The organism is Micromonospora halotolerans (assembly GCF_032108445.1).
Lineage (GTDB): Bacteria > Actinomycetota > Actinomycetes > Mycobacteriales > Micromonosporaceae > Micromonospora > Micromonospora halotolerans.
On record NZ_CP134876.1, the window covers coordinates 316,931 to 342,628 of the forward strand.

Here is a 25,698-nt window from a genome sequence, read left to right on the forward strand (position 1 = left end):
CGGGCAGTAGGTTGAACCGGTGACTGGACGGTTCCCGATCGAAGACGTCTCCCCCGTCGTCTCCTGCGGTCGCTACCCGGCCAAGGCGGTGGTCGGCGAGATCGTGCCCGTGTCGGCCCGCGCCTACCGCGAGGGCCACGACGCGCTCGGCTGCGACGTGGTCTGGCTCGGCCCGGACGGCGCCGCCCGCCCGTTCACCCGGATGCGCCCCGGTGAGCCCGGCCAGGACCGATGGCACGCCACCATCCGCCCCGACGCGGTCGGCCTCTGGCGGTTCACCGTCGAGGCGTTCCAGGACCCGTACCTGACCTGGCAGAACGCGGTCACCAAGAAGGTCGCCGCCGGCCAGGGCCCGGCCGAGCTGGCCAACGACCTGGCCGAGGGCGCCCGGGTGCTGGAAGGCGCCCTCGACCTCGTGCCGGCCGCCGACCGGGAGCGGGTCCGGGCGGCGGTGACCGCGCTGCGCGACGAGGACGCCGAGCTGCCCCGCCGGGTCGGCCCGGCGCTCGACCTGGCCCCGCTGCTCTGGGACCATCCGGTCCGCGAGCTGGTCACCACCGGCGACGAGCACACCCTCTGGGTGGACCGGCCGCGGGCGCTCTTCTCCGCCTGGTACGAGTTCTTCCCCCGCTCCGAGGGCGCCATCCCGGCCACCGTCGACGCGCCCGCCCGGTCCGGCACCTTCGTCACCGCCCTGGACCGCCTGCCGGGCGTCGCGGCCATGGGTTTCGACGTGCTCTACCTGCCGCCGATCCACCCGATCGGCCGGGTCAACCGCAAGGGCCCCAACAACGCGCTCACCGCCGGGCCCGACGACGTCGGCTCGCCGTGGGCGATCGGCGCCGCCGAGGGCGGCCACGACGCCATCCACCCCGACCTGGGTACGCCGGAGGACTTCCGCGACTTCGTCGCCGCCGCCGCCGAGCAGGGCCTCGAGGTGGCCATGGACCTGGCGTTGCAGTGCGCCCCGGACCACCCGTGGGTGACCGAGCATCCGGAGTGGTTCACCACCCGGGCCGACGGCACCATCGCGTACGCGGAGAACCCGCCGAAGAAGTACCAGGACATCTACCCGCTGAACTTCGACAACGACCCGGAGGGCATCCGGGCGGAGATCCTGCGGGTGGTGCTGCACTGGGTCGGCGAGGGCATCCGGATCTTCCGGGTCGACAACCCGCACACCAAGCCGTTCGACTTCTGGCACTGGCTGATCTGGGAGGTCAAGAAGGTCGACCCGGACGTGCTGTTCCTGGCCGAGGCGTTCACCCGCCCGGCGATCATGCACGGGCTCGGGAAGATCGGCTTCACCCAGTCGTACACCTACTTCACCTGGCGCACCTCCGCGGCCGAGATGCGGGAGTACTGCGCGGAGCTGGTCGCGGCGGCCGACTACATGCGACCGAACTTCTGGCCCAACACCCCGGACATCCTGCACGAGTCGCTGCAGCACGGTGGTCCGCCGATGTTCAAGATCCGGGCGGTGCTGGCCGCGCTGCTCTCCCCCTCCTGGGGCATGTACGCGGGCTACGAACTGTTCGAGCACGTCGCCCGCCCCGGCGCCGAGGAGTACCTGGACAACGAGAAGTACGAGCTGCGCCCCCGCGACTGGGCCGGCGCGCAGGAGCAGGGCCGCTCGCTCGCCCCGTTCATCGCCACCCTCAACCGGGTCCGCCGGGACAACCCCGCCCTGCACCGGCTGCGCAACCTGCGCTTCCACGACATCGACAACCCGGCGCTGCTCTGCTGGTCCAAGCACGACCCGGACACCGGCAACACGGTGATCGTGGTCTGCTCGTTCGACTCCCGCGCCGTGCAGTGGGGCAACACCACCCTCGACATGCCGGCGCTCGGCTTCGACTGGCACGAGCGGTTCACCGTGCACGACGAGCTGACCGGCACCGACTACGACTGGGGGCAGCGCAACGCGGTGCGGCTCGACCCGTTCCTGCAGCCCGCGCACGTGTTCACGGTGCGGCGGCCCGCCGCGCCGGCCGAGCCCGACGCCGCGCCGCCGGCCCCCGCGGCGGCCGACCTGACCGTCGAAGACGTACCCGCCGACCTCTCCGGCGGCACCGCCCCGACCGCACCGGCCGCGAAGGACGACGCACGATGGAGCAGCTGATCGCCGGCCAGGCGCACGACCCCCACGCCGTGCTCGGCGCGCACCCCGCCGACGGGCGCACCACCATCCGGACCCTGCGCCGGGGCGCGGCCGACGTGGCCGTGCTCGCCGGCGACGAGCGGCACCCCATGAAGCGGGTGCACGACGCGGGCGTCTTCGAGGCCGTGCTGCCCGGCGAGGTGCTCGACTACCGGATCGAGGTGGACGGCGCGGCGCACGACGACCCGTACCGCTACCCGCCCACCCTCGGCGACCTGGACCTGCACCTCATCGCTGAGGGCCGGCACGAGCGGCTCTGGGAGGCGCTCGGCGCCCGCGTCTTCGACGAGGGCGTGGCGTTCACCGTCTGGGCGCCCAACGCCCGCGGCGTCCGCGTGGTCGGCGACTTCAGCGGCTGGGGGCCGGACGACGGCTGGCCGATGCGCTCGCTCGGGTCCAGCGGGGTGTGGGAGATCTTCGTGCCCGGCGCCACCGTCGGCAGCCGGTACAAGTACCGGATCCTCGGCGCCGACGGGCACTGGCGGGACAAGGCCGACCCGCTCGCGGCCCGCACCGAGGTGCCGCCGGCCACCGCCTCCGTGGTGCACCACTCCCGGTACGCCTGGGGCGACGCCGACTGGCTGACCCGCCGGGCCCGCCGGGCGCCGCACCAGGAACCCATGAGCGTGTACGAGGTGCACCTCGGCTCCTGGCGCCCCGGCCTCGGCTACCGGGAGCTGGCCGAGCAGCTCACCGCGTACGTCACCGAGCTGGGGTTCACCCACGTCGAGTTCCTGCCGGTCATGGAGCACCCGTTCGGCGGCTCCTGGGGCTACCAGGTCACCGGCTACTACGCCCCCACGGCCCGGTTCGGCGACCCCGACGAGTTCCGCCACCTCGTCGACCGGCTGCACCAGGCCGGCATCGGCGTCATCCTCGACTGGGTGCCGGCGCACTTCCCCAAGGACGAGTGGGCCCTGGCCCGCTTCGACGGCACCCCGCTCTACGAGCACCCCGACCCGCGCCGCGGCGAACACCCCGACTGGGGCACGTACGTCTTCGACTTCGGCCGCCGCGAGGTGCGCAACTTCCTGGTCGCCAACGCCCTCTACTGGCTGGACGAGTTCCACGTCGACGGGCTCCGGGTCGACGCGGTCGCCTCGATGCTCTACCTGGACTACAGCCGCCAGGAGGGCCAGTGGGCGCCCAACGTGCACGGCGGCCGGGAGAACCTGGAGGCCATCGCGTTCCTCCAGGAGGTCAACGCCACCGTCTACAAGCAGCACGCCGGGGTGGTGATGGTCGCCGAGGAGTCCACCGCCTGGCCGGGCGTCACCCGCCCCACCGCCGAGGGCGGGCTGGGCTTCGGCTTCAAGTGGAACATGGGCTGGATGCACGACACCCTGCTCTACACCTCCAAGGACCCGATCTACCGGCAGCACCACCACCACCAGCTCACCTTCTCCCTGGCGTACGCCTGGAGCGAGAACTACGTGCTGCCGATCAGCCACGACGAGGTGGTGCACGGCAAGGGCTCCCTGACCGGCAAGATGCCCGGCGACACGTGGCAGCGGCTGGCCAACGTGCGAGCGCTGCTCGCGTACATGTGGGCGCACCCCGGCAAGCAGTTGCTCTTCATGGGCTGTGAACTCGCCGACGACCGCGAGTGGAGCGAGGAGCGCGGCCTCGACTGGTACCTGCTGCACGACCCGGCGCGGGCCGGCGTGCACCGCCTCGTCGGGGACCTGAACCGGGTCTACCGGGAAACCCCGGCGCTCTGGGCGCAGGACACCGACCCGGCCGGCTTCCGCTGGATCGCCGGGGACGACGTCGCCAACAACACCGTCTCGTTCATTCGGATCGCCCCCGACGGGCAGACCCTGGTCTGCGTGGCCAACTTCTCCGCGACGCCGCTGGAGGGCTACCGGGTCGGCCTGCCGGCCGGCGGCACCTGGACCGAGGTGCTCAACACCGACGCCCACCACTACGGCGGGTCGGGGGTGGGCAACCTCGGGACGGTGCAGGCGGAGAGCGTGCCGTGGCACGGGATGCCGGCCTCGGCGGCGCTGCGGGTGCCGCCGCTCGGGGTGCTCTGGCTCCGCCCGGCCTGAGACCTGGACACCGCTGCCACCTTCGCGCCGCTCGCCGTTCGCCGTTCGCCGGCGCGCTGTTCGCCGCTCGCTGTTCGCGGTTCGCTGATCGCCGCTGGCTGTTCGCCGCTCGCTGCCTGCCGCTTGTTGCCTGACCTTGGCGAGTTGCCGTTCGTGGCGGACGGTAACTCACCAAGATCTGGGCGCCCTGCGCACGATCTGTGCGGAGAGTAGCGCCGGCACCCGTAATCCTTACGCTGCGTGGAGATGTCGCGCGAAGCCGCGATCGACCTGAACGGACGTGCATCACCCTCCGTACCGCTGATCGGATGTCGGAACCCGTGACGGACGAGGCGGAGGAGCTTCGATGGCGTGGAGCAGAGGCACAACCAGGCGACGGACGACGGTGAGCCCGTCCCGGAACCGGAAGATCGCGGGCGGGGTGGCCCTGGCACTGACGGCCGGGGCGGCGTTCGCGGTCGCGACCGGCACCGGCCAGGCCGCCGAGAACTGCCAGGGCCTGGACACCGCCCTGCGCAACAACCTGACCTTCATCGCCGACCAGCGCCGCAACCCGGACGCCAACTCGGCCGCCCGGATCGCCAACCGGCAGGCCGTGGTCGACCTCATCCAGCAGCGCCGGGCCACGGCCGGCTGCACCGGCACCGTCGAGGTCGCCGGTGCGGCCTGCCCGGAGGTGCCGTGGGAACAGGCGATGGGCACGCAGCTCGACCGGGCCTGGGCGATCACCGGACAGATGCGGGGCGAGCGCTCCGGCCAGCTCGTCGACCCGCGACTGACCGAAGCGCGGGTGAAACGGCTCGCCGGCCTCTTCAGCGGAGTCCGCGACATCGTGCAGGGCGCCCGGAAGGCACAGGCCGGCGGAGCCGAGGCGCCCGGGGCGGAGGCCGACGAGACCGCGGCTCCCGGGGCCGCTGCCGGCGGAGCCGAGGCCCCGGGGGCTGGGGCCGATCAGACCGGGGCTTCCGGGGCCGGTGCCGCTGAGGCCGGGGCTTCCGGTGCCGGTGAGGCCGGGGCTTCCGGTGCCGGTGAGGCCGGGGCCGGTGACGGCGGGGCCGGTGAGGGCGGGGCGGCCGGTGCCGGTGAGGCCGGTGGCGCGGCCGGTGGCGCCGAGCGGGCCGCCGACATCATCAACGCGATCGGCGGTGTGCTGCAGCAGATCGCCGCGATCATCCAGGCCGCCCAGCAGCAGGCGGACGGTGGCCAGCAGGCAGGCGACGCCCAGGACGACCAGCAGGCGGGTGGCGAGCAGGGTGCCGGCGGCCAGGAGGGCGCGGATCAGCAGAACGGCGACGCCGGCGCGGCAGCGGGCCAGCAGGGCGCGGCCGAGCAGCAGGACGATCAGGCGGCCGACGGGCAACAGGACGCCGGTCAGGCCGCGGGCGGTCAGCAGGCCGCAGACGGTGAGCAGGCCGCAGACGGGCAGCAGGGTGCCGCCGGTCAGCAGGCCGGGAAGCGGGTCGCGGACCGGCTTCAGCAGATCCGGGCGCGCATCCAGCAGCTCCGGGCGATAGTCAAGCAGATCCGTGCCGCCCGCCAGGTCGCGCGCGACCAGCGCGGCCAGGGCCAGGGCACCGGCCAGGCGGGCCGCGGCCAGGAGGCCGGCCAGGGTAAGAACGGCCAGGGCGGCCAGGGCGGCCAGGGCGGCCAAGGCGCGAACGACCAAGCAGGCCAGGGCATGGACGACCAGGCGGGCCAGGGCATGGAGGACCAGGCGGGCCAGGGCATGGACCAGGCCGGTCAGGGTGAGGTCTACATGGTGGCCGACCCGAGCGTGCCGGGCTGCGCCCCGGGCGACGCGGGCCAGGGCGCGGGCAACGCCGGGGCCGGAAAGCAGGACAAGGCGACCGGCGCCAACCAGCAGGAGGGCGACGGGGACCGCAAGGGCACGGACCCCGCCGACTCAGCCGACACCGGCGCCAACATGAAGGGCACCGGCGCTGCCGCCGGCACAGGCGACGCGGACATGAACGAGGCCGGCCCGAACACCAACTGACCACCAGCACCCAGCAGGTCGCGGACCCGGGAACCGGCGTGACCCACGAGCCACCGGCAGAACGGCGACCCGGCCAGACCGACCCCACAGCGCGGGTCGCCGTTCCTGCCACAGCCCCACCCTCCGGCGACCGCGTCCCCCGGCCGCCATCCAGAACCAACACCCATCCCGTCGATCATGAGGTTGGCGGCACAAAAAGAGATCAACTTCGCCGTCAACCTCATGATCGACCGCGAAGGCCGGCCGGGATGTCGGCCGAGACAGCCGGCCGGGAAGGCCGGCCGAGAAGGTCGGCCGAGAAGGTCGGCCGAGGCCGAGGGGGGACCGAGCTAGACCAGGCCGGCTTCGCGGAGGAGTTTCCAGAGGCCGGCGCCGTCGGGGGCGGCCAGCCACTTCTGGCCCACCGGGCCGGCGGCGGGGCGGCCCGCCGGGGTGGGCAGGCTGCCGGCGAGGACCGACTGGGTGGGTGAGAGCCGGCGGATGGCCACGCCGGCCACGTTGTCCGGGTGGGCGGCGGCGAACTCGCGGTAGATCTCCTGGTCGTGCTGGCCGTCGTCGCCGATGAGCAGCCAGCGGACGTCGGGGAACTCGCGGGCCAGCCGGGCCAGGGTGGCCCGCTTGTGTTCCCGGCCGCTGCGGAACCAGCGGTCGGCGGTCGGCCCCCAGTCGGTGAGCAGCAGCGGCCCGGCCGGGTAGAGGTGCCGGGAGAGGAACCGGGTCAGCGTCGGCGCGACGTTCCAGGCGCCGGTGGAGAGGTAGAAGACCGGGGCGCCGGGGTGGGCGGTGACCAGGCGTTCGTACAGCACGGCCATGCCGGGGACGGCGGCCCGGGCGTGCTCGTCGAGGACGAACGTGTTCCACGCGGCGAGCAGGGGCCGGGGCAGCGCGGTCACCATGACCGTGTCGTCGATGTCGGAGAGGATGCCGAACCGGACCTCCGGGTCGAGGATGCGGACCAGCGCCTCCACCGGTTCGGCGTCGGCCACGCTGAGGCGTACGCAGCCCCAGCCCGGGGTGAAGTCGGCCTTGACGACGGTGTCCACGAAGCCGCTGCGGTCCGCGGTCGCCTCCTGGCGTTCCCCGCCGGCCTCGATGGTGACCTTCGCGTACTTGGCGGGCAGGGTGGTGAAGCTGCGCCAGCCGCGGACCTTCTCCAGCCGGCCCCGCTGCCGGGTGTCGGGACGGCCGAGCAGCACCCGGCAGAGCACCCGCGCCCAACCGGGTGCGCCGTACCCGGCGTACGCGATGATGTTGGCCTGCCACCCGGTGCGCCGGAGCCGGCGTTCGACGAGGCCGTGCAGGGCGTCCTCGATGCGTGCGGCCCGGTGCAGCTGCGGCACGGCCAGTTGGTCCGGTGGTGTGGGTGGCACGCTGTCACCCTGCCACAACCCACGCGGGCCGGCCACGCGAGTGGTCTGCGCCGATCCACCCCGCCGCCCGGCACCTCCGTGACAGACTGCGGTCGAGGCGACGACGGGGGCGTTGGTCGTGTCGACACCAGAGCGGGACCCGGGACGGTGGCGTCCGGCGCTGGACCGGCCGGCGCTGGTGGCGCTGGTGCTCGGCGCGGCCGGGGTCGGCTACCGGCTGGTGCTGACGCTGCTCACGCTGCCCACCTCGAACAGCGACGAGGCGACCTTCGGCCTGGCGGCGCTGCACATCGCCACCGGCGACGAACGGCCGGTCTTCCTCTACGGCCAGCGCTACATGGGTGTGTTGGAGTCCTACCTGGCGGCCCCGCTGGTGGGCTGGGCGGGGGCGAGCTGGCCGTTGCTGCGGTTGCCGTTGCTGGCCCTGTTCGCGGTGTTCCTGTGGCTGGCGTACCGGTTGACCCGCCGGTTGTTCTCGCCGTGGCTGGCCGCCTTCGTGGTGGGCCTGCTGGCGCTCGGCTCGGAGCGCGTCGTCCGGGACCAGCTCACCGTGGTCGGCGGCCGGCCGGAGGTGAAGCCGGCGGTGCTGGCGATGCTGCTGATCGCGGTCGCCCTCGGCGAGCGCCGGGTCCGGCACCGCTGGCTGGCCACCGGCCTGTTCGGCCTGCTGGCCGGGCTGGCGCTGTGGTCGGACTGGCTGATCGTGCCCTACCTGGCGGTGGCGGGCCTACTGCTGGTCTGGGCCGCACCCCGGGATCTGGTGGGCTGGCCGGGGGTGCTGCTGGTGGCGGGCTTCGTGCTCGGTGTCGCACCGGTGGTGAAGGACAACCTGGTCGCCCCGGACGGGCAGGACTCGCTGTCGGTGTTCCGCGAGATCAGCACCAAGGACGGCGTGACGCCGTCGCTGTCCGAGCGGCTGCACGGCGGGCTGCTGGAGGGGGTGCCGCTGGCCTCCGGGCTCTGCCCGATGGACGGCTGCGCCCGCTGGGCGCAGTGGTTCGGGCTGATCTACCCGGTGTTGCTGGTGGCCGCCGCCGTGCTCGGGCTGGTCGCGTTCCGCCGGGCTGCGGATCCCGCCGCGCGGGTCCGGGCCGTGGCGATCCTCGCCCTGGTGGTCGGTGCGGCGTTGACCCTGCTGGCGTACGTGCGCAGCCCGCTCGCCGCGACCGATCCGCTGGGCAACTCCCGGTACCTGTCGGTGCTCCAGATCTCGCTGCCGGCGGTGCTGTGGCCGCTGTGGCGTGCCGCCGCGCACGCGGTCCGGGCCACGGCCGGCGCGGCGGCGCGGTCCGGCGGGGCGCTGGCCGGCCTGGTGCTGGTCGCGCTGGTGGCCGCCACGGTCGCGGGCACCGTGGCGTTCGTGCGGGACGCCCCGTCGCTGCGGGCCGAGGAGCGGCAGGCGCGGGAGCTGGCCGAGACGGTGCGCCGCGCCGGCCTGCGCGAGGTGTACGGGGACTACTGGACCTGCAACCGGCTGATCTTCAACACCGGCGAGGCGGTGGTCTGCGGGGTGCTCGACGGCGACCTGAGCCCCGGGCAGAACCGCTATCCGGCGTACTGGAAGCGGGTGGGGCGGGCGGCCCGGCCCGGCTACGTGGTGGCCGTCGGCTCGTCGGCGGAGCGCGCGCTGCGCCGGCTGCTCGGCGACCGGGCCGATGCGGCGGTGGTGGGCGAGGTGGGCGGCTATCGGGTGTACCACCCGGATGCCGCCGTGCGGCCGTGGCGCTGAACCCGCGCCGTACGCTGTGCCGATGCTCATCCTGCTGCCTCCGTCGGAGGGGAAGGCCGAGGCCGGCACCGGCCGGCGGCTGGACCTGTCGAAGCTCTCCCTGCCGGAGCTGAACCCGGCCCGGGAGGAGGTGCTGGCCGCCCTCGTCGACCTCTGCGCCGGCCCGGACGAGGCGGCGGCCCGCGACGCGCTGGGCCTGAGTGAGGGGCAGCGCGGCGAGCTGCGGCGCAACGCGCGGCTGCGGGCGGCGGCCACCGCGCCGGCCGGACGGATCTACACGGGCGTCCTCTACGAGGCCCTCGACCTGGCCACGCTGCCGCCGGCGGCGGAACGGCTGGCCCGCCGTGCGGTACTGGTCAGCTCGGGCCTCTGGGGCGCGGTCCGCCTCACCGACCGGATCCCGCCCTACCGCTGCCCGATCGGGGCGCGGCTGCCGGGGGTCGGGGCGCTGGCGGCGTACTGGCGCCGGGCGCTCGCGGAGGCCATGGCGACGGCCGCCGGGACCGGCCCGGTGCTGGACCTGCGCTCCGGCGCGTACGCGGCAACCTGGGCGCCGCGCGGGGCGGTGGCCGAGCGCACCGTGACGGTGCGGGTGCTGCACGAGCGCGAGGTGGACGGGGTGCCGACCCGGTCGGTGGTCAGCCATTTCAACAAGGCCACCAAGGGCCGGCTGGTCCGCGATCTGCTCACCGCCGGCGCCCGCCCGCGTACCGCCGACGCGCTGGTCGGGGCGCTGCGCGAGCTGAAGTATGCAGTTGAGGAGCAGCCGCGGGCGGCGGGCCGGCCCCGCCAGCTCGACGTGGTGGTCACCGAGCTCTGAGGGCGGGTTGCCGCAAATTTTGCTCAAGGCTCGGCCGCAGCGGTTTCGCGGCGCGGACGCCGGGGGTCACGGTTAGGGCACCCCGATTCCGACCAAGGAGCTGTTCCGATGGCCCCCGAGTCCACCACCCTGCTCGACCGGCCCCGCCAGCCGTGCCCGCCTCCGCCACTGGACTGGCTCACCCTGGCCGACGCCTTCGAGGTCGCCTGCCTGGTGCGCTGCACCCCACCCCCGGCCACCGACGCCCGCCGGGTCGACGCCGGCACGCACCGCGGCGGGATCGCCGAGTTCAACCGCCAGGACGCGGCGCAGCGGATGCGGCAGCTGCTGCAGCGGCTGGACGTGCCGGTGGAGCACGAGCTGACCACGGGCGGCCTGCGCCGCCGGTACGAGCTGCACCGGCTGTCGGTGCCCCGGGAGCACCGGTCGGCGTACGCGGCCCTGCTGGAGGCCGGCTGGCGGCAGGGTCGCCGGGAGCTGCTCGGCGGTCCCTTCCCGGGCGCCTCCACGGCCCGCCGGGTGTGGCGGCCCCGGCTGGCCGCCGCGGCGTGGCGGGCGGCGCTGCTGGCCGGCGGGCGGCACGTGCGCCGGCACAGCCTCGGCATCCGGCTGGCCGACCGGGACCTGGCCGCGGTGCTGGTCCGGGGCGCGGCGCTGCTGGAGGTCCCCGCGGTGCTCCGCCCCGGCGCGGGCTGCTTCCTGGTGAGCGTGGCCAACGGCGCGCACCGGGCGCGGATCGTGGACAGCGCGACCCTGGTCCCCGCGGCGACCGCCTCCTGAGCGGTACGCCCCGGCGGCAACGTGCCTGCAACACTGCCCGGATAAGGTCCAGACTGCCCGGATGGCGTCCGGTCGTGGCGCCGCGATCCCCGGGCAGTACGTCCACGGGAGTGTTGATCTGCGCTTGCCTCGCCCCATCGCCGACCATGTCGCCCCGTCCGCACCGGGGTGGCACACCGGCGACGTGGGCCAGCTGGCAACCCTGTTGCACGGGCACAGGATCGCGGCGCGGCTCAGCCAGGAGGCACTCGCCGAGGCGGCCGGGGTCGCCGTGCGGACCGTGCGCAACCTGGAGGGCGCCCGGATCGCCCGGCCGCGCCGCCGGACCGTGGAGGAGATTGCCAACGCCCTGGGCCTGACCGGTGAGCCGCGCGCCCGGTTGCTCCAGACCGTGCACGCGGCTGGTGCGGCACCGGCGTGGCAGCACAGCAGCCTTCCCCCGGTGGTGCCGGACTTCGTCGGTCGGCGGGCCGAGCTGGACCAGTTGATCGCGCAGGCACGGGGCCTCGCCGCCCGGTCGGGCAACGCCACCGTCGTGGTCAGCGGCCAGCCCGGGGTCGGCAAGACCAGCCTGGTGGTGCGGGCGGCACACCTCCTCGCGGCGGAGATCGCCGGCATCGCGTGCCACATCGACCTGCGCGGGACGGACCTGGAGCCGCTCTCGGCCGACCAGGCGATGGACCAACTGCTCGCGGCCCTACGCGGGACCGGGGGCGGATGGACACCGCACAGCCCGGGGGAACGGCTCGCGCTCTACCGGATGCTGACCGCCGACCGTACCGGGCTGCTGGTCCTCGACAACGCGGCCACCGAGACCCAGGTGCGACCGTTGCTCCCGACGGGCCCCGGCTGGCTGACGCTGGTGTCCAGCCGGTTCAACCTCGGCGGGCTGGACAGCACCTGCCGGCTGCGCCTGGAGGATCTCGACGAGGCCAGCGCGACGGGTCTGATCGAGGAGATCGTCGGGGCCGACCGGGTGTCGGCCGAGCCGGAAGCCACCCGCGAGCTCGTGCGGCTCTGCACCGGGCTGCCGCTCGCCCTGCGGGTGGCCGGGAACCGGCTCGCCTCCCGGCCGTCCTGGAGCGTCGGCTGGCTGGTCGAGCGGATCCGCGACGAGAGCCGCCGCCTCGACCTGCTGCATCCCGGGGACACCCGGGTCCGGGCCGGGCTGAGCCTGTCCTACGGGCAGCTGCCACAGCTCGCGCGGCAGACCCTGCGCCGGCTCGCGTTGTTGCCCTGGCCGGAGTACTCCGTCGCCGCCGTGGGCCAGTTGTTGGCGGTCGACGTCGACGAAGCCGAGGCGACGCTCGAGATGCTGGTCGACGCCAGCCTCCTGGCCCCGGCGGCGGCACCCGGCCGCTACGTGTTGCACGACCTGCTTCGCGTCTTCGCCGCCGAACGTCTCGCCGCCGAGGAGTCGCCGGCGGACCGCGACGAGGCCGCCGACCGGGTACGGGCCTGGCTGCTCGGGATGGTCGAGGTCGCCGGCAGGTGGCTCGACCCGGACCCCGGGCGGCAACCGGCCGCCGGCGCCGAGTTCGGCAGCGGCCAGGGCGCCATGGCCTGGCTCACCGCCGAGCGGCACGGCTGGTGGTGGGCTGTGCGGCAGGCCGGGGCGGCAGGGCGGCACCGGGACGTGATCGCGGCCGCCGAGGCGCTCTACTGGTACTCGGACCGCTACCACCACGTGATCGACTGGCCCGAACTCTTCGGCCTCGCCGTCGCCGCGGCGCAGGCCAGCGGCGACCCGGTGGCGGAGGCCGCGCAGCGCAACGCCCTGGGGTGGGCCCAGAGCGTGGTGCTCGGCCGGCCGGCGGACGCGGTCACGCAGCACCGCCGGGCCTACCGGCTGGCCGCCGCGGCGGGTGACCGGCGCACCCTCGGCTGGGCGTGTTTCTACCTCGTCGGGGTGCGCTACCGCGACGGAGACCTGGCCGGCGCCGCCGAGACCTGCGCCCGGGCGCTGCGGGAGTTGACCGAGGCGGGGGACCTGACCGGACGGCTGATCACGTCGTACAGCCTGGCCGACATCCGGCGGGAGCAGGGCGACGCGGCTGCGGCCGTGACCCACCTGCGGCGCGCGCTCGACGACTGGCGGGCCGCCTCGGCGGCCCAGCCGGCCAGCCGGCAGTTCGCCAGTCGTCCCCTGACGGGTTGGATCCGGCATCGGCTCGGGCGTGCCCACGCCGACCTCGGGCAGTGGACCGAGGCGATCGCGTCGATGGGGGCGGCGGCCGCCGACTTCACGGCCGGGGGCGACCCGTACGGTTCCGGCGAGGCGGCGCTGGGTCTCGCCGAGGTGCTGCTGCGGTCCGGTGACTCGCGAGGTAGGCGGGTCCTGCTGGACGCGATACGCGACTTCGAGGCCGACGGTGACCGGAGGCGGGCGGCCCGGGCCCGGAAGCTGCTCGGCTCCCTCTCGGACCTCGACACGTCAAATTGCCGGTGATCTTGCCTGGTTGACCGGCGTCGTCGCCCCTAGCGTCTCCCTGGGTGTCATCCGCCCGTTGCCGGGCGAGGAGAAGTCGCGGCCCGCCGAGGTTGGCGAACCGGACGGGTGGCGCCGGCACCTCCTCCGGATCGAGGGGTGCACCGATGCTTGGGAGCGCTCCCGAGCAGTAATTCTGGAAGGAGCCTCGTGGCTACGAGCACGAGTGGAACCCGTCGCCGAAGAGGACTGGCGATACCCCTGCTGGTCCTCACCCTGGTCGGCGGCGGGACGGTCGCCGCCGGGGGCACGGCGTCGGCAGCACCGGCGAACCCGGCCGGGGTGACGGACAGCGGCCTCGACTTCGGACGGACGAAGACCGGTGACCGGGTGGACCTGACCGGCGGGGCCGGCCGGTTCGACGCGGGCCGGACCGGGAGGTCCGAGCCGCAGCAGCAGAGCAGGCCCACCGGTCCCGCCCGATACGTCGTCGAGTTGGCCGAGGATCCGGTGACCACGTACACCGGCGGGATCTCGGGGCTGCCCCGGACCCGCCCGGCAGCCGGCAGGCGGCTGGAGCCCCAGTCCACGGCGGCCACGGCGTACCGGAAGCACCTGGGCACCCAGCGGAACGCCGTGGCCGAGGCGGCCAAGATCAAGGTCGACCAGGTCTACACCACCGCCTTCGACGGGTTCTCCGCCACGCTGACTCCCACCCAGGTCGACGCGCTGAAGCGGGACAAGCGGGTCCGCTCGGTCACCGAGTCCCGCAAGGTCAGCATCGACCGGGCGACAGCGGGCGAGGCCACGCCGACGCCCGCCGCGCCGACCGCCGCCGCGCCGACCGCCGCCGCGCCGACCGGCGACGCGGCAACGGGCGCCGAGGTGGCCGCCGCGCCGAAGCCCACCGGGCCGAAGCCGGGCAGCGGCACCGGCGCCGGGACCGTGATCGGCGTCCTGGACACCGGCATCTGGCCGGACAGCCCGTCGTTCGCCAGGGCCATGCCGGCCCCGGCGGGCTGGCACGGCACCTGCCAGACCGGGTACGCCTTCGCGGTCGAGCACTGCAACGGCAAGATCGTCGGCGCCCGGTACTTCGCCGACACGTATCTCGCGGCTGCGGGCGAGCTGCCGGAGGGCGAGGTCCTGTCCCCCCGGGACATGGTCGGGCACGGCACGCACACCGCTTCGACCGCGGCCGGACTGCCGGTCGGGGACGTCACCATCTCGGGGCGGCACTTCGGTCCGATCTCCGGCGTGGCGCCGGACGCTCAGATCGCCGTCTACAAGGTCCTGTGGGGCGGTTCCGGGTACGACGCCGATATCATCGCCGGCATCGACGCCGCGGTCGCCGACGGCGTCCAGGTGCTCAACTACTCGATCGGGAAGCAGTTGGGGGACTGGGAACCGAACACCCCCATCGGCACCGCCTTCCTCAACGCCACGCTCGCCGGGGTCTTCGTCTCGGCGTCCGCCGGCAACGACGGCTTCAGCGGCGCGATCAGCAACGCCCAGCCGTGGGTGACCACGGTCGGCGCGGCAGTGACCAACGTGAACGAGGGAACGGTCCAGGTCGGCAACGGCACCAGGATCGTGGGCGCCTCGCTGGACGTCCTTCCCGGTGGTAAGCCCCGCCCGCTGGTCTTCGGCGAGCAGGCCGGCACGTTGGAGGACGGCTCGGCGTACTGCTACGGCCTGGACCCGGCGAAGGTGAAGGACAAGGTGGTCGCCTGCGCGCTGGACCACCCGTACGACCAGGTGGCGGAGGCCAAGGCCAACGGTGCCGCGGCGGTCGTCCTCTTCGACCCCGTGGGCAACTTCCGGGTCAACTCGATCTACGACTTCCCGGTGCTCTACCTGAACACCAAGGAGCAGGCCGGCAAGATCTTCAACTACCTGATGCGCCACCCGACCGACGGCACCGCGCTGCTCACCTCCGGCGGTGACGGGTCCAGCGTCCCCGGCGTGCCGAGCGTCGCGGACTACTCGTCCACCGGGCCGGACAAGACGCACAACGGGCTCATGAAGCCCGACCTGGTCGCCCCCGGCAGCGACATCATCGCGGCCGTCTCCCCGCCCGGGAACTTCGGCCGGCAGTACGACGCGTACTCGGGCACCTCGATGGCGGCCCCGCACGTGGCCGGCGCGGCCGCGATCCTGCGGGCCGAGCACCCCGACTGGTCGCCCGGGGCGGTGGCCTCGGCACTGCGCACCACCGCCATCGACACGGTGGGCACCGACAACCCGCTGACCCAGGGCAGCGGCCTGCTGACCCTGGACCGGGCCGGCGACCCGGGGCTGGTCATCGAACCGGCCGCCGCCGACCTGGTCGCGTTCAGTACGGCGGCCCAGCCGGACGGCCGGGACCTGAACCTGCCGTCGATCTCCCTGCGCGAGTACGACGGGACCAGGCAGGTGACGCTGACCCGCAAGCTGACCAACGTCGGTGGCACGAAGGAGACGTACCGGGCCTCGGTCACCGGGCTGCCGGGCATGCAGGTCAGCGTGACGCCGACGGTGGTGACGATCCCAGCGGGCAGGACCGCCACGGTCACCATCAGGCTCCGGCGCGGCAGCGCCCCGTGGGACCGCTACGTCACCGGCGCGATCACCTGGCGCAGCGATGCCCACCAGGTGCGGATTCCGGTCGCCGCGCGCCCGTGGGGCATCTCCCCCAGGCCGTACGACGACAACCTGGAGGAGTTCGGCCGGATCGTCAACGGCGCCTACGGGCTGCTGGAGCCGGGCTTCACCGGCACGATCTCCGGCCGGTCGACCGGCTACGCCCCCATGCGGTGGGACTCGTACTCGATGCCGGCGGGCGTCAACGGCGGGGTCTTCGATCGGGAGGCCCTCGGGGTCCGGGCGCACACCTTCACGGTGCCGGCGGGCAGCGCCGGGATCGTGGTGCAGACCGCCGCCGACGACCCGAACACCAACCTCGACCTCTGGCTGTACAAGGGTGACAAGCTGGTGTACCGGAGTGCCAGCGCCTGGCACAGCAGCGAGCGGGCCTGGACCTTCATGCCGGAGGCCGGCACCTACACGGCGTACGTCTTCGCGCAGGCCTCCGGCAGCCCGGTCGTCGACTACCGGCTCGGCCACGTGATCCTCAGCCGCGACGGCCACTACGCCCCCGCCACGCTGGAGCTGCCGGCCAGGGTGGAGCGGGGTACGACCCCGTCGTACAAGCTCCGGCCGAACGCACCGCTGGAGGAGGACCTCGAGTACTGGGCGTACACCGAGTTGTCCACCAACGGGGCGGTGATCCCCGGGCAGCTGGTCTCCACCACGCAGTACTTCTGGCAGTGACCCACTGGTTCCGGGCTCGGGTGGGTGGAGCGCGCAGCTCCCCCACCCGGGGCCGGACCGGCCGGGTGGGCGCCGGATCGGCCGGGCTTGCGCGGCGGGTGCCCCACGGCGCAGAGTGCTGCCCGTGAGCCGACACTGGTCTGTGCGCGGCCGGCGCCGGACCGCCGCCCCGCTGGCGCTCCTCCTGCTGCTCGTGGCCGGTCTGTCCGGCTGCCGGGACGAGCCCACCGAGCCGGTCCGCATCCGGATCGCCACGGGTAGCCCCACGGCCGTCTACCACGCGTTCGGCCAGTCGCTGGCCGCGCTGCTCAACCGGGAGCTGCCCGGTGTGCAGGCCAGCGTGGAGATCACCGCGGCGTCCGCGCAGAACGTCCGGCTGGTCGGCTCCGGCCAGGCGGAGCTGGGCTTCACCCAGGCCGACGTGCTGCCGCCGCGTGCGCCGGAGCACCCCGCGGTGCTCGCCGTGGCCCGGGTCTACGACGACCTGCTGCACCTGGTCACCACGGCCGGTGGTCCGGTACGCACCCTGGCCGACCTGCGGGGCCGGCGGGTGTCGGTGGGCGCCGACGGCTCCGGCACCGAGGTCACCGCCAGCCGGCTGCTGGCCGTCGCCCAGCTCGGCGGCGACCGGGTCCACCAGGAGCATCTCGGCCTGGACGCCTCGGTGACGGCGCTGCGCGCCGGCCGGATCGACGCCTTCTTCTTCTCCGGCGGCCTGCCGGTGCGCGGCGTCACCGAGCTGGCCGGCAGCACGTCGTTGCGCATGGTCGACCTGGGCGACTGGACCGAGCCGCTGCGCCGCGGGTACGGGCAGGTCTACGTGACCCGGGACATCCCCCGCTCGGTCTACGGGGCGGACCCGGTCAGCACGGTGGCGAACCCGAACTACCTGATCGCCAGTGCCGGCCTGCCGGCGGCGCTGGTGCGCGAGGTGACAAGGCTGTTGATGGAGCGGCGGGAGGAGCTGGCCGCGGCGCACCCGGCGGCCGGCCGGATGAGTCCCCGGTCGGCGATCGTCACCACCCCGCTGCCGCTGCATCCGGGCGCGGCCGACTGGTACCGCGCCACCAAGCCCTGAGGCGGGCTCAGCGGCGCCCGGCGTCGGAGCCGACCGGTTCGACCGGGTCGTCGCCGAGCGCGGGAGCGGGTTCGTCCGGCTCGACGGGCTCGTCGTCCGGGGCTGGGAACCACACCTCGGCGACCAGCCCCCGCGGCTCGCCCTGACGCATGGTGAGCCGGCCGTCGGAGGCGTCGACCAGCACCGCGACGATGGTCAGCCCGAGCCCGGCGCCGTCGACGTTCTGCACGTCCGGTGCCCGCCAGAACCGCTCGGTGGCCTGGTCGAGCTGACCGGCCGTCATGCCGGGGCCGGTGTCCCGCACCTCCAGCGCGATGCCGCCGTCGGCCGGACGTACGGTCACCGTCACCGCTCCCCCGGCGCCGCTGAACTTGACCGCGTTGTCGATCAGCGCGTCGAGCGCCTGGTCGACGGCGGTCGGCACGGTCCGGGCGTAGGCCGGCGTGCCGGCGCCGTGGAGCGCGAGGGTGACCGACCGGTGGCGGGCGAGCGGCAGCCAGGCCGCCACCCGGGAGGCGGCGATCGCGGCGGCGTCCACGGTGACCCGCTGGTTCTCCTCCCGCTCGGCGCGGGCCAGGGTGAGCAGCGCGTCGAGCACGGTGGCCAGGCGGTCGGTCTCCTCCAGCGCCAGCTGGTGCTCGGCCCGGCCGTCGGGGTCGGTGAGGCTCGGCCCCAGCTCCTCCACCCGCAGCCGCAGCGCGGTGAGCGGGTTGCGCAGCTGGTGGCTGGCGTGCGCGACGAACGCCCGCTGCCGGTCCATCACGTCGGAGACGGCGTCGGCCATGGCGTTGAAGCTGGTGGCCAGCCGGCGCAGCTCCGGCGGGCCGAGGCGGGGGCGGACCCGGGCCCGCCGGTGTCCCTCGGCGATCTCGTGGGTGACCGCGTCCAGCTCGGTGACCGGGCGCAGCACCCAGCCGGCCAGCCCGAACGCGGTGGAGACGCAGGCCAGCACCGCGAGCAGGCCGATCCCGGCGAGCAGCAGCCACCAGGCCGTGACCGTGCGGCGCACCTTGGCCGCCGGGGTGGTGGTGACCACGGCGCCGAGCACCTCACCGCCGTCGTTGATCGGGACCGCCACCACCAGCGGCCCGCCCACCCACGGGCGGACCGCCTCCGGCCGGCTGAACTGCTGCCCGGCCAGCGCGGTGTCCAGGGCCAGGTCGGTGCCCGCGCCGAACTCCCAGCGCGTCGAGGCGACCACGGTCCGGCGGTCCCGGTCGACCACGGCCGCACCGATGCCGTAGAGGTCGTCGTAGGCGGCGAGTTCCGCGTCCAGCGGGCCGGGGGTGCCGCCACGCAGCGCCGGGCCGGCCAGCGAGGCGAACCGGGTGGCGTCGGCGAGCCGGTCGGCGCGGACCCGGTCGGTCTCCCGGGTGGCCAGGGTGGCCGCCAGCGGGGTCTCCAGGGCGAGCAGCACCAGCACCATCAGCAGCAGGTAGCTGATCACCAGCCGGCGACGCACGGCGGCCTCCTCACTTGCCGCGGAGCCGGTAGCCGACCCCGCGGACGGTTTCCACCAGCGTCGGGTCGCCGAGCTTGCCGCGCAGCGACCCGACGTGCACCTCCACGGTGTGCCGGTCGGCCCAGGTGGTGCCCCAGACGTCGAGCAGGATCCGGTCCCGCGGGACGGCGACCCCGGGCTGGCGGGCCAGGGAGAGCAGGATGTCGAACTCCTTGCGGGTGAGCGCCACGGGCCGGCCGGCGACGCTGACCGTCCGGCCGCCCACGTCGATGCGTACGGCGCCGGCCTCGATGAGACTGCGCTCCGGCGCGGTGTGCGCGGCCCGGCGCAGCACCGCCTCGATCCGCGCCTGGAGCTCCACCATGGAGAACGGTTTCACCACGTAGTCGTCGGCGCCCAGCCGCAGCCCGAGCACCCGGTCACGTTCCTCGCCTCGGGCGGTCACCGCGATGATGCCGAGCTGGCTGCTGCGCCGGCGCAGCTCCCGGCACAGGTCGGTGCCGTCCCCGTCGGGCAGGGTCAGGTCGAGCAGCACCAGGTCGCAGGGGGCGGCGGAGAGCGCGGCCTCGACGGTGGCGGCGTGCTCCACCTCGTACCCGCGCCGGGTGAGCGCCGACGACAGGGCGGCGGCCACCCGACGATCGTCCTCGACCAGGAGGATCCGCACCCGTGCCTCCATCCGCTCGACGTGCTGCCCTGCGAATGGTGGCAGACGACGCGGCGGGACGGGAGGCCCGGTGGGCTTCTAGGCTGCGGTGGTGATCTACAAGATTCTGGCCGACAGCGAGTGGGAGCAGGCGCGGGCGGACGGGCGGTTCGCCGGCACCGCGATGGACCGGCAGGACGGCTACATCCACCTGTCCGGGGCGGACCAGGTGGTGGAGACCGCCCGCCGGGTCTTCGCCGGGGCCACCGGCCTCACCGTCCTCGCCGTGGACGAGACGCGGCTCGGCGACGCCCTGCGCTGGGAGGTGTCCCGGGGCGGCGCGCTCTTCCCGCACCTCTACGCGGCGCTGCCGGTGGAGGCGGTGGTGGCCGCGCATCCCCTGCCCGCCGACCGGCCCGCCGCCGACGCGGTGGCCGAACTGGTGGCGTGACGGCTCGCTATGCTGCGACGTGCCCGCCCGCCGGCTCCGGGAGCCCGGCGCGGCCGGGTGGCCCTGGCCCGGCCGGGCGCGCGGCGGTCAGCCGGCGCGGCCGTCCGGCACCGACGGCGCGACGACGCGCCCTGCCACGATGCGAGTTGACATGACTGACACCAACGACCGGTCCGCCTCCGTCTTCGTCCACCCGACGGCCGACGTGGAGGACGGCGCCAAGGTCGGCGACGGCACCAAGGTCTGGCACCTGGCCCACATCCGGTCGAGCGCGCAGGTCGGCGCCGGCTGCGTCATCGGCCGCAACGTGTACGTCGACGCGCAGGTCACCGTCGGCGACCGGGTGAAGATCCAGAACAACGTGTCGGTCTACCAGGGCGTGACCATCGAGGACGAGGTCTTCGTCGGCCCCTGCGCCGTGTTCACCAACGACTTCCGCCCCCGCGCCCAGAACCCGGACTGGACCATCACCCCGACCATGGTCCGCCGGGGCGCCTCGATCGGCGCCAACGCGACCCTGGTCTGCGGCATCGAGGTGGGCGAGTACGCGATGATCGCCGCCGGCTCGGTGGTCACCCGGGACGTCAAGCCGTACCAGCTGGTGGCCGGCAACCCGGCCCGGCCGAAGGGCTGGGTGGACGAGAAGGGCGAGGTCGTCTCCCGGGACGTCGACAACCCGCCGCACCAGGGCTGAGCGCGCGGCGCCGCCGCGACGCGAGCGGGCCCCGGCCGTCACACGGCCGGGGCCCGGAATTCGCGGAAGGGTCAGCCGCCGATGACCACGCGGCGGACGCCGGCCCACCGCGCCGGGTCGGTGACCCGGCGGCCGTCGACCAGCACCGTCACGCCCGGCAGGTCGGCCGGGGTGAGGTTGCGGTACTCGGCGTGGTCGGCCTGGATGACCGCGGCGCCGACCGGCTCGCCCTCGTAGCCGGGCAGGCCGTGCGCGGCCAGCTCCTCGTTGGTGTACATCGGGTCGGCGACGTACGGGACGGCGCCCCGCGCGCGCAGCGCCTCGACGGTCGGGAAGACGCCGGAGAACGCGGTCTCCTTGACGCCGCCCCGGTAGGCCGCGCCGAGCACCAGCACGCCCACCCCGGTCAGATCCCCGTACGCGGCCGCGAGCAGATCGACGGCGTATTCCGGCATGGCGGCGTTGGCCTCGCGGGCCGAGCGGACCACGGTGGCCGCCGGGTCGTTCCACAGGTACATCCGCGGGTAGATCGGGATGCAGTGGCCGCCGACGGCGATGCCGGGCGAGTGGATGTGGCTGTACGGCTGGGTGTTGCAGGCCTCGATGACCTTGGTGACGTCGACGCCCACCGTGTCGGCGAAGCGGGCGAACTGGTTCGCCAGGCCGATGTTGACGTCGCGGTAGGTCGTCTCGGCGAGCTTGGCCAGCTCGGAGGCCTCGGCCGAGCCGAGGTCCCAGACGCCGTTCGGGCGGTCGAGGTCGGGCCGCTCGTCGAAGTCGAGCACCGCCTCGTAGAAGCGCACGCCGTGCTCGGCCGACGCCTCGTCGATGCCGCCGACGAGCTTGGGGTAGCGGCGCAGGTCGGCGAAGACCCGGCCGGTGAGCACCCGCTCCGGGCTGAACACCAGGTGGAAGTCCTGGCCGGCGGTGAGGCCGGAGCCCTCCTCCAGCATGGAGGCCCAGCGGTTGCGGGTGGTGCCGACCGGCAGGGTGGTCTCGTAGCTGACCAGGGTGCCGGGCTTGAGCCCGCGGGCGATGGCCCGGGTGGCGTCGTCCATCCAGCCGAAGTCCGGCACGCCCTCGGCGTCGACGAAGAGCGGCACGACCACGACGACGGCCTCGGACTCGGCGACCGCGGCGGCCGTGTCGGTGGTGGCCGACAGGAGCCCGGCGGCGACCGCCTCCTTCAGCTTGACGTCCAGGTCGGTCTCGCCGGGGAACGGCACGGCGCCGTCGTTGACCAGCTGGACGACCCGCTCGGAGACGTCGGCACCGATCACGCGGTGCCCCTTCGAGGCGAACTGCACGGCGAGCGGCAGACCGATCTTGCCGAGCGCGACGACGCAGATGTTCATGAAACTACTTTCCTCCAGAGGGCCACATTCGGCGCAGGCGGGCAAGGAACCGACCGGGGGTCACCGGCGTGATCGCGACGATCACCTGGCCCTTGTGATTGGTGGTGGGCGTGACGAGGTGGAGCCGGACGCCGCGCCGGGCCAGCCGCCGGGGCGCCGCGACGCGGCGGTCCGTCCGGAGCGGCGCCGAGGCGATCCCGCCCAGCGCGGTCACCTCGGCACGCACCACCCGACGCCCCCCGTTCGCCGCGGCGACCGCGAGCAGCCGGTCCACCGCGAAGTCCGTCCGTACGACGGTACCGGTGCCGTCGGGCGCGACCGACGTCACACCCGCCACCTCGCCCACGCTGACCCGGACCGCCCCGGGGGCCAGTTCGGACAGCACGGCCCAGGGGCTGCGCGCGGTGACCACCAGGGCGCGGGCGCCGGCGGCGTCCCGGCCCCAGGCCAGCCCGGTCGCGGTCAGCTTGGCCAGTACCTTGCCGGCCCGGTCGGTGACGTCGTACCAGTCGTCCGGGTAGCCGAACGCCGGGTCGCGGAAGCCGACGTGGTGGGCGTACCAGCGGCCGTCGGCGATGGTGACCTCGGGCAGCGCCTTGTCGGCCTGCTGCCCGATCAGCTCCCGGAGTTGCGCCAGGTCGCCGTCGCGCGCCACGGCGAGCCGCAGCCGCAGGTCGGGCGCCATCCGGGCCAGGACGCCCTCGGTCAGGTACGCCTCGGCGAGCTTGCGGATCCGGTCGTGGACGTGCTGCTGGACGTCCGGGGAGAGGCCCAGGAACTCCGTCCGGAGCAGCTTCGCGACCTCCCAGCTGAAGTGGCGCAGCAGCACCGCGTCCCGGTGCGGGCCCGGCTCGATGAGCCCGGCCACGAACCCGACGAGTTCCTCGGCGCAGCGCAGCCGCTCCTCGAAGCGGCTGGCGTAGGTGATGTTCTGCGCGTTCTCCCGCTTGACCGCGTAGTAGTACTCGTAGTCGGCGAGGACGGAGATCTTGTTCGCCCGGAAGCAGGCCTCCAGCGTGAACGGCTGGTCGCTGCCCATCGGCATGTCGGTGCGGAACCGCAGGCCGTGGCGCTCCACCAGGGCCCGCCGGAACAGCTTGGTGTTCGACAGCGACCAGGGCAGCGCGCTGTCGAAGAGGTCGAGCCGTTCCTGGGTGCTCCCGTAGACCGCCTGGTGCACGTAGCGCTTGTTGGTGCCGACCATCCGGCCGAGCACCACGTCGGAGTCCCAGCGGTCGGCGGCGGCCACCAGGCGCTCCAGCGCCTCGGGGCCGAGGTGGTCGTCGGAGCCGATGAAGAAGACGTACCGGCCGCGGGCGTGGTCCAGGCCGAGGTTGCTCGGTGCGGCCGGGCCGCCCGAGTTGGCCTGGTGCAGCACCCGGACCGTCTCCGGGTAGCGGGCGGCGTACCGGTCCAGCTCGGCGCCGCTGCCGTCGGTGGAGCCGTCGTCGACCGCCACGACCTCCAGCCGGTCCAGCCCGATGGTCTGCCCGACCAGCGACTCCAGGCAGGTGGTCAGGTACGGCATGGTGTTGTAGACGGCGACGACCACCGTCACGTCCGGCTGACGGCTCACGCGCCGACCCCCACCGAGGTCGGGAGCGGGTCGCCGGCCGGCCGGGACGAGGCGTCGGGCAGCAGCCGGGAGTAGACGGCGTCGAGCACCTGCGCCTGCGCCTCCCAGGTCCAGCCGGCCAGCAGACCCGGCCGGTCGTACGCGGCGCGGTAGCGCGCCGGGTCGGCGAGCACCGCGGTGACCGCCCGGACGAAGTCGGCCACGTCCTCGGCCGTGAACACCTCGCCCTGCCCGGTCTCCCGGACAGTGTCCGCCATCGTCCGCACGTCGGAGACGACCAGCGGGAGGCGGGCGTGTGAATACTCGAAGAACTTGGTGATCAGCGCGATCTCGTGGTTGGGCCAGTGCTGGATCGGGATGACGCCGACCTGCGCGCCGGACAGGAACCGGACCACCTGGTGGTGCGGGACGTAGGGCAGCAGGTGCACGCGGTCCGCCACGCCCAGCTCGCCGGCCCGGGTGACCAGACCCTTGACGTACGCCGAGGTGGGCTTGTTGACCACGAACGCGACGTGCGCGCCGGGCAGCCGGGGCAGCGCCTCGACCATCACCCCGAGGCCACGCTTGGCGGCGGCCACCCCGCTGTAGACCAGCAGCGGGGTGTCCGGGCCGATGCCGCAGAGCGCGCGGATGTCCGGAACCGGCTCGCCCGCGTCGGCCGGCAGCTCGTCCACGGCCGGGGCGTTGAGCACCACCGCCGGGCGCTCCGCCAGCCCGTGCTCGCGGCGCAGCAGGTCGGCCAGGCCGCCGGAGACGGTCATCGTGGCGTCCGCGTACGGCACGTACTCCCGCTCGTGCGCCACGTTGCCGGGCAGCCAGCGGGCGTTGTCCCGCCACGGCTGCACACCGGGCAGGTACTCGTGGGCGTCCCAGACCAGCGCGACCCGGCGGCCCTTGGCGGCGGCCCGGATCTTCGCGCGGGCGCCGACGCCGATCATCCGGAAGTCGTTGGCGTGGATCAGGTCCGGGGCCAGCTCGTCGACGACCGGGCCGTAGGCAAGCTCGTAGTCCCACAGCCCCGGTTCGAGGCGGCGCCACGCGCCGTCGCCGCGCAGCCGCTGCCAGAACAGCGTGTACGCCCGGTCCCAGGGACCGTCGAGCTTGCGGCTCTTGCGGGCCTGGTGGAGCTGCCGGTTGCGGAAGCCCACCCACTTGCGGGTCAGGCCGGCGAGCTTCTCCTCGGCCCGCAGCGCAGCCCAGGGCAGCCCGCCGGGCCGGCCGGCGCCGGACTCCCGGGCCGCGGTGGTCAGCGCCGCCCGCCGGACCGCCAGGTCGGCCCGCCAGGCCTTCACCGCCTGGGTGCGGTGGGCGGCGATGCCGGACGGCGGGTAGGCGAACGGCCGGCGCAGCCACACCCGCCGGAACTCGTGCCGGCGCTTGGCGAGCGGCTCGGGCATCGGGATCAGGCGGACCTCGGCGTCGCCGAGTCGCCAGCGCTGCGGCTGCCCGACGGGTGCGCGCCCGAGGAGGACGACGTCCCAGCCGGCCTCGGCCGCCGACCGTGCGGCCTTCTGCACCCGGGAGTCACCGATGACCCCGTTGTCCACCAGCATGACGACCCGTCCCCGGGTGGCCGCCGGGGCGGTCGTGCCGTCAGATCCCATTCCTGCCCGTCTCCGTTGTCACCAGCACCGCACCCGCGGACCCGAGCGAGTCTACGACAACGGGTCCGCGGAAACGCCCGCCGCCGTCGGCGGTCCGCGGCCTCCGGCGTCGATTGCTACCCTCCATGCTGTTCAACGACCGGCGACCTCGTCCGTTCGCGGGCCGGGCCGGCGTCGCGCCTCTC

At 74.4% G+C, this 25,698-nt stretch carries 17 protein-coding genes; 11 read left to right on the forward strand and 6 right to left on the reverse strand.

The features are described from left to right. Positions 1–19: 19 nt before the first annotated feature. The 3 genes from RMN56_RS01520 to RMN56_RS01530 all read left to right on the forward strand — a co-directional run bounded on the left by RMN56_RS01520 (position 20) and on the right by RMN56_RS01530 (position 6,208). The gene (locus RMN56_RS01520) at positions 20–2,122 is read left to right on the forward strand and encodes an alpha-1,4-glucan--maltose-1-phosphate maltosyltransferase (RefSeq protein ID WP_313722025.1); all 2,103 of its coding nucleotides are present in this window, start codon (positions 20–22) and stop codon (positions 2,120–2,122) included. Beyond that, a complete protein-coding gene (glgB, locus tag RMN56_RS01525; protein ID WP_313722026.1) occupies positions 2,110–4,212 on the forward strand; it encodes a 1,4-alpha-glucan branching protein GlgB in 2,103 nt (700 codons plus the stop codon). The genes RMN56_RS01520 and glgB overlap by 13 nt, the downstream gene beginning before the upstream one ends. A 385-nt stretch (positions 4,213–4,597) precedes the next feature. Further along, on the forward strand, positions 4,598–6,208 hold the full coding sequence (locus RMN56_RS01530) for a hypothetical protein (RefSeq protein ID WP_313722027.1): 1,611 nt from the start codon (positions 4,598–4,600) through the stop codon (positions 6,206–6,208). A gap of 329 nt (positions 6,209–6,537) precedes the next feature. On the opposite strand, the gene RMN56_RS01535 is transcribed toward RMN56_RS01530, so the two are convergent. Next, positions 6,538–7,614: an App1 family protein phosphatidate phosphatase gene (locus tag RMN56_RS01535; RefSeq protein WP_376787262.1), complete on the reverse strand. Its 1,077-nt coding sequence runs from the start codon at positions 7,612–7,614 to the stop codon at positions 6,538–6,540. Positions 7,615–7,696: 82 nt separating this feature from the next. Here RMN56_RS01535 and RMN56_RS01540 point away from each other — a divergent pair, with 82 nt between their 5' ends. From RMN56_RS01540 to RMN56_RS01565, 6 genes are all read left to right on the forward strand, one after another. Further along, a complete protein-coding gene (locus RMN56_RS01540) occupies positions 7,697–9,307 on the forward strand; it encodes a hypothetical protein (protein WP_313722029.1) in 1,611 nt (536 codons plus the stop codon). Positions 9,308–9,329: 22 nt separating this feature from the next. Continuing rightward, positions 9,330–10,127, forward strand: coding sequence for a peroxide stress protein YaaA (gene yaaA / locus RMN56_RS01545; protein WP_313722030.1), 798 nt, complete (start codon positions 9,330–9,332; stop codon positions 10,125–10,127). A 108-nt stretch (positions 10,128–10,235) separates the two neighbouring features. Further along, positions 10,236–10,907, forward strand: a complete 672-nt coding sequence (locus tag RMN56_RS01550; RefSeq protein ID WP_313722032.1) for a hypothetical protein — start codon at positions 10,236–10,238, stop codon at positions 10,905–10,907. Positions 10,908–11,091: 184 nt separating this feature from the next. Continuing rightward, entirely contained in the window at positions 11,092–13,356 is a 2,265-nt protein-coding gene (locus tag RMN56_RS01555) for a helix-turn-helix domain-containing protein (protein ID WP_313722033.1), read from the forward strand. 189 nt (positions 13,357–13,545) lie between these two features. Further along, complete coding sequence (locus RMN56_RS01560; RefSeq protein ID WP_313722034.1) at positions 13,546–16,647, forward strand: S8 family serine peptidase; 3,102 nt, start codon at positions 13,546–13,548, stop codon at positions 16,645–16,647. A gap of 124 nt (positions 16,648–16,771) precedes the next feature. Beyond that, complete coding sequence (locus tag RMN56_RS01565; protein WP_313722035.1) at positions 16,772–17,725, forward strand: TAXI family TRAP transporter solute-binding subunit; 954 nt, start codon at positions 16,772–16,774, stop codon at positions 17,723–17,725. A 7-nt stretch (positions 17,726–17,732) separates the two neighbouring features. On the opposite strand, the gene RMN56_RS01570 is transcribed toward RMN56_RS01565, so the two are convergent. Further along, on the reverse strand, positions 17,733–19,187 hold the full coding sequence (locus RMN56_RS01570) for a sensor histidine kinase (RefSeq protein WP_313722036.1): 1,455 nt from the start codon (positions 19,185–19,187) through the stop codon (positions 17,733–17,735). Between the two features lie 10 nt (positions 19,188–19,197). Then, a complete protein-coding gene (locus RMN56_RS01575; protein ID WP_313722037.1) occupies positions 19,198–19,866 on the reverse strand; it encodes a response regulator transcription factor in 669 nt (222 codons plus the stop codon). A gap of 79 nt (positions 19,867–19,945) precedes the next feature. On the opposite strand from RMN56_RS01575, the gene RMN56_RS01580 reads away from it, so the two are divergent. Further along, on the forward strand, positions 19,946–20,284 hold the full coding sequence (locus RMN56_RS01580) for a DUF952 domain-containing protein (protein WP_313722038.1): 339 nt from the start codon (positions 19,946–19,948) through the stop codon (positions 20,282–20,284). Between the two features lie 151 nt (positions 20,285–20,435). Continuing rightward, positions 20,436–20,978 (forward strand): acyltransferase, encoded by a 543-nt coding sequence (locus RMN56_RS01585; protein WP_313722039.1) that lies wholly within the window; start codon positions 20,436–20,438, stop codon positions 20,976–20,978. A 71-nt stretch (positions 20,979–21,049) separates the two neighbouring features. Here the strand turns inward: RMN56_RS01585 and RMN56_RS01590 are convergent, their stop codons facing one another. The 3 genes from RMN56_RS01590 to RMN56_RS01600 are packed head-to-tail and all read right to left on the reverse strand — an operon-like array spanning position 21,050 to position 25,513. After that, the gene (locus RMN56_RS01590; RefSeq protein ID WP_313722041.1) at positions 21,050–22,333 is read right to left on the reverse strand and encodes a nucleotide sugar dehydrogenase; all 1,284 of its coding nucleotides are present in this window, start codon (positions 22,331–22,333) and stop codon (positions 21,050–21,052) included. A 4-nt stretch (positions 22,334–22,337) separates the two neighbouring features. Further along, complete coding sequence (locus tag RMN56_RS01595; RefSeq protein ID WP_376787303.1) at positions 22,338–23,861, reverse strand: glycosyltransferase; 1,524 nt, start codon at positions 23,859–23,861, stop codon at positions 22,338–22,340. 44 nt (positions 23,862–23,905) lie between these two features. Beyond that, complete coding sequence (locus RMN56_RS01600) at positions 23,906–25,513, reverse strand: glycosyltransferase family 4 protein (RefSeq protein WP_376787263.1); 1,608 nt, start codon at positions 25,511–25,513, stop codon at positions 23,906–23,908. Positions 25,514–25,698 lie beyond the last annotated feature (185 nt).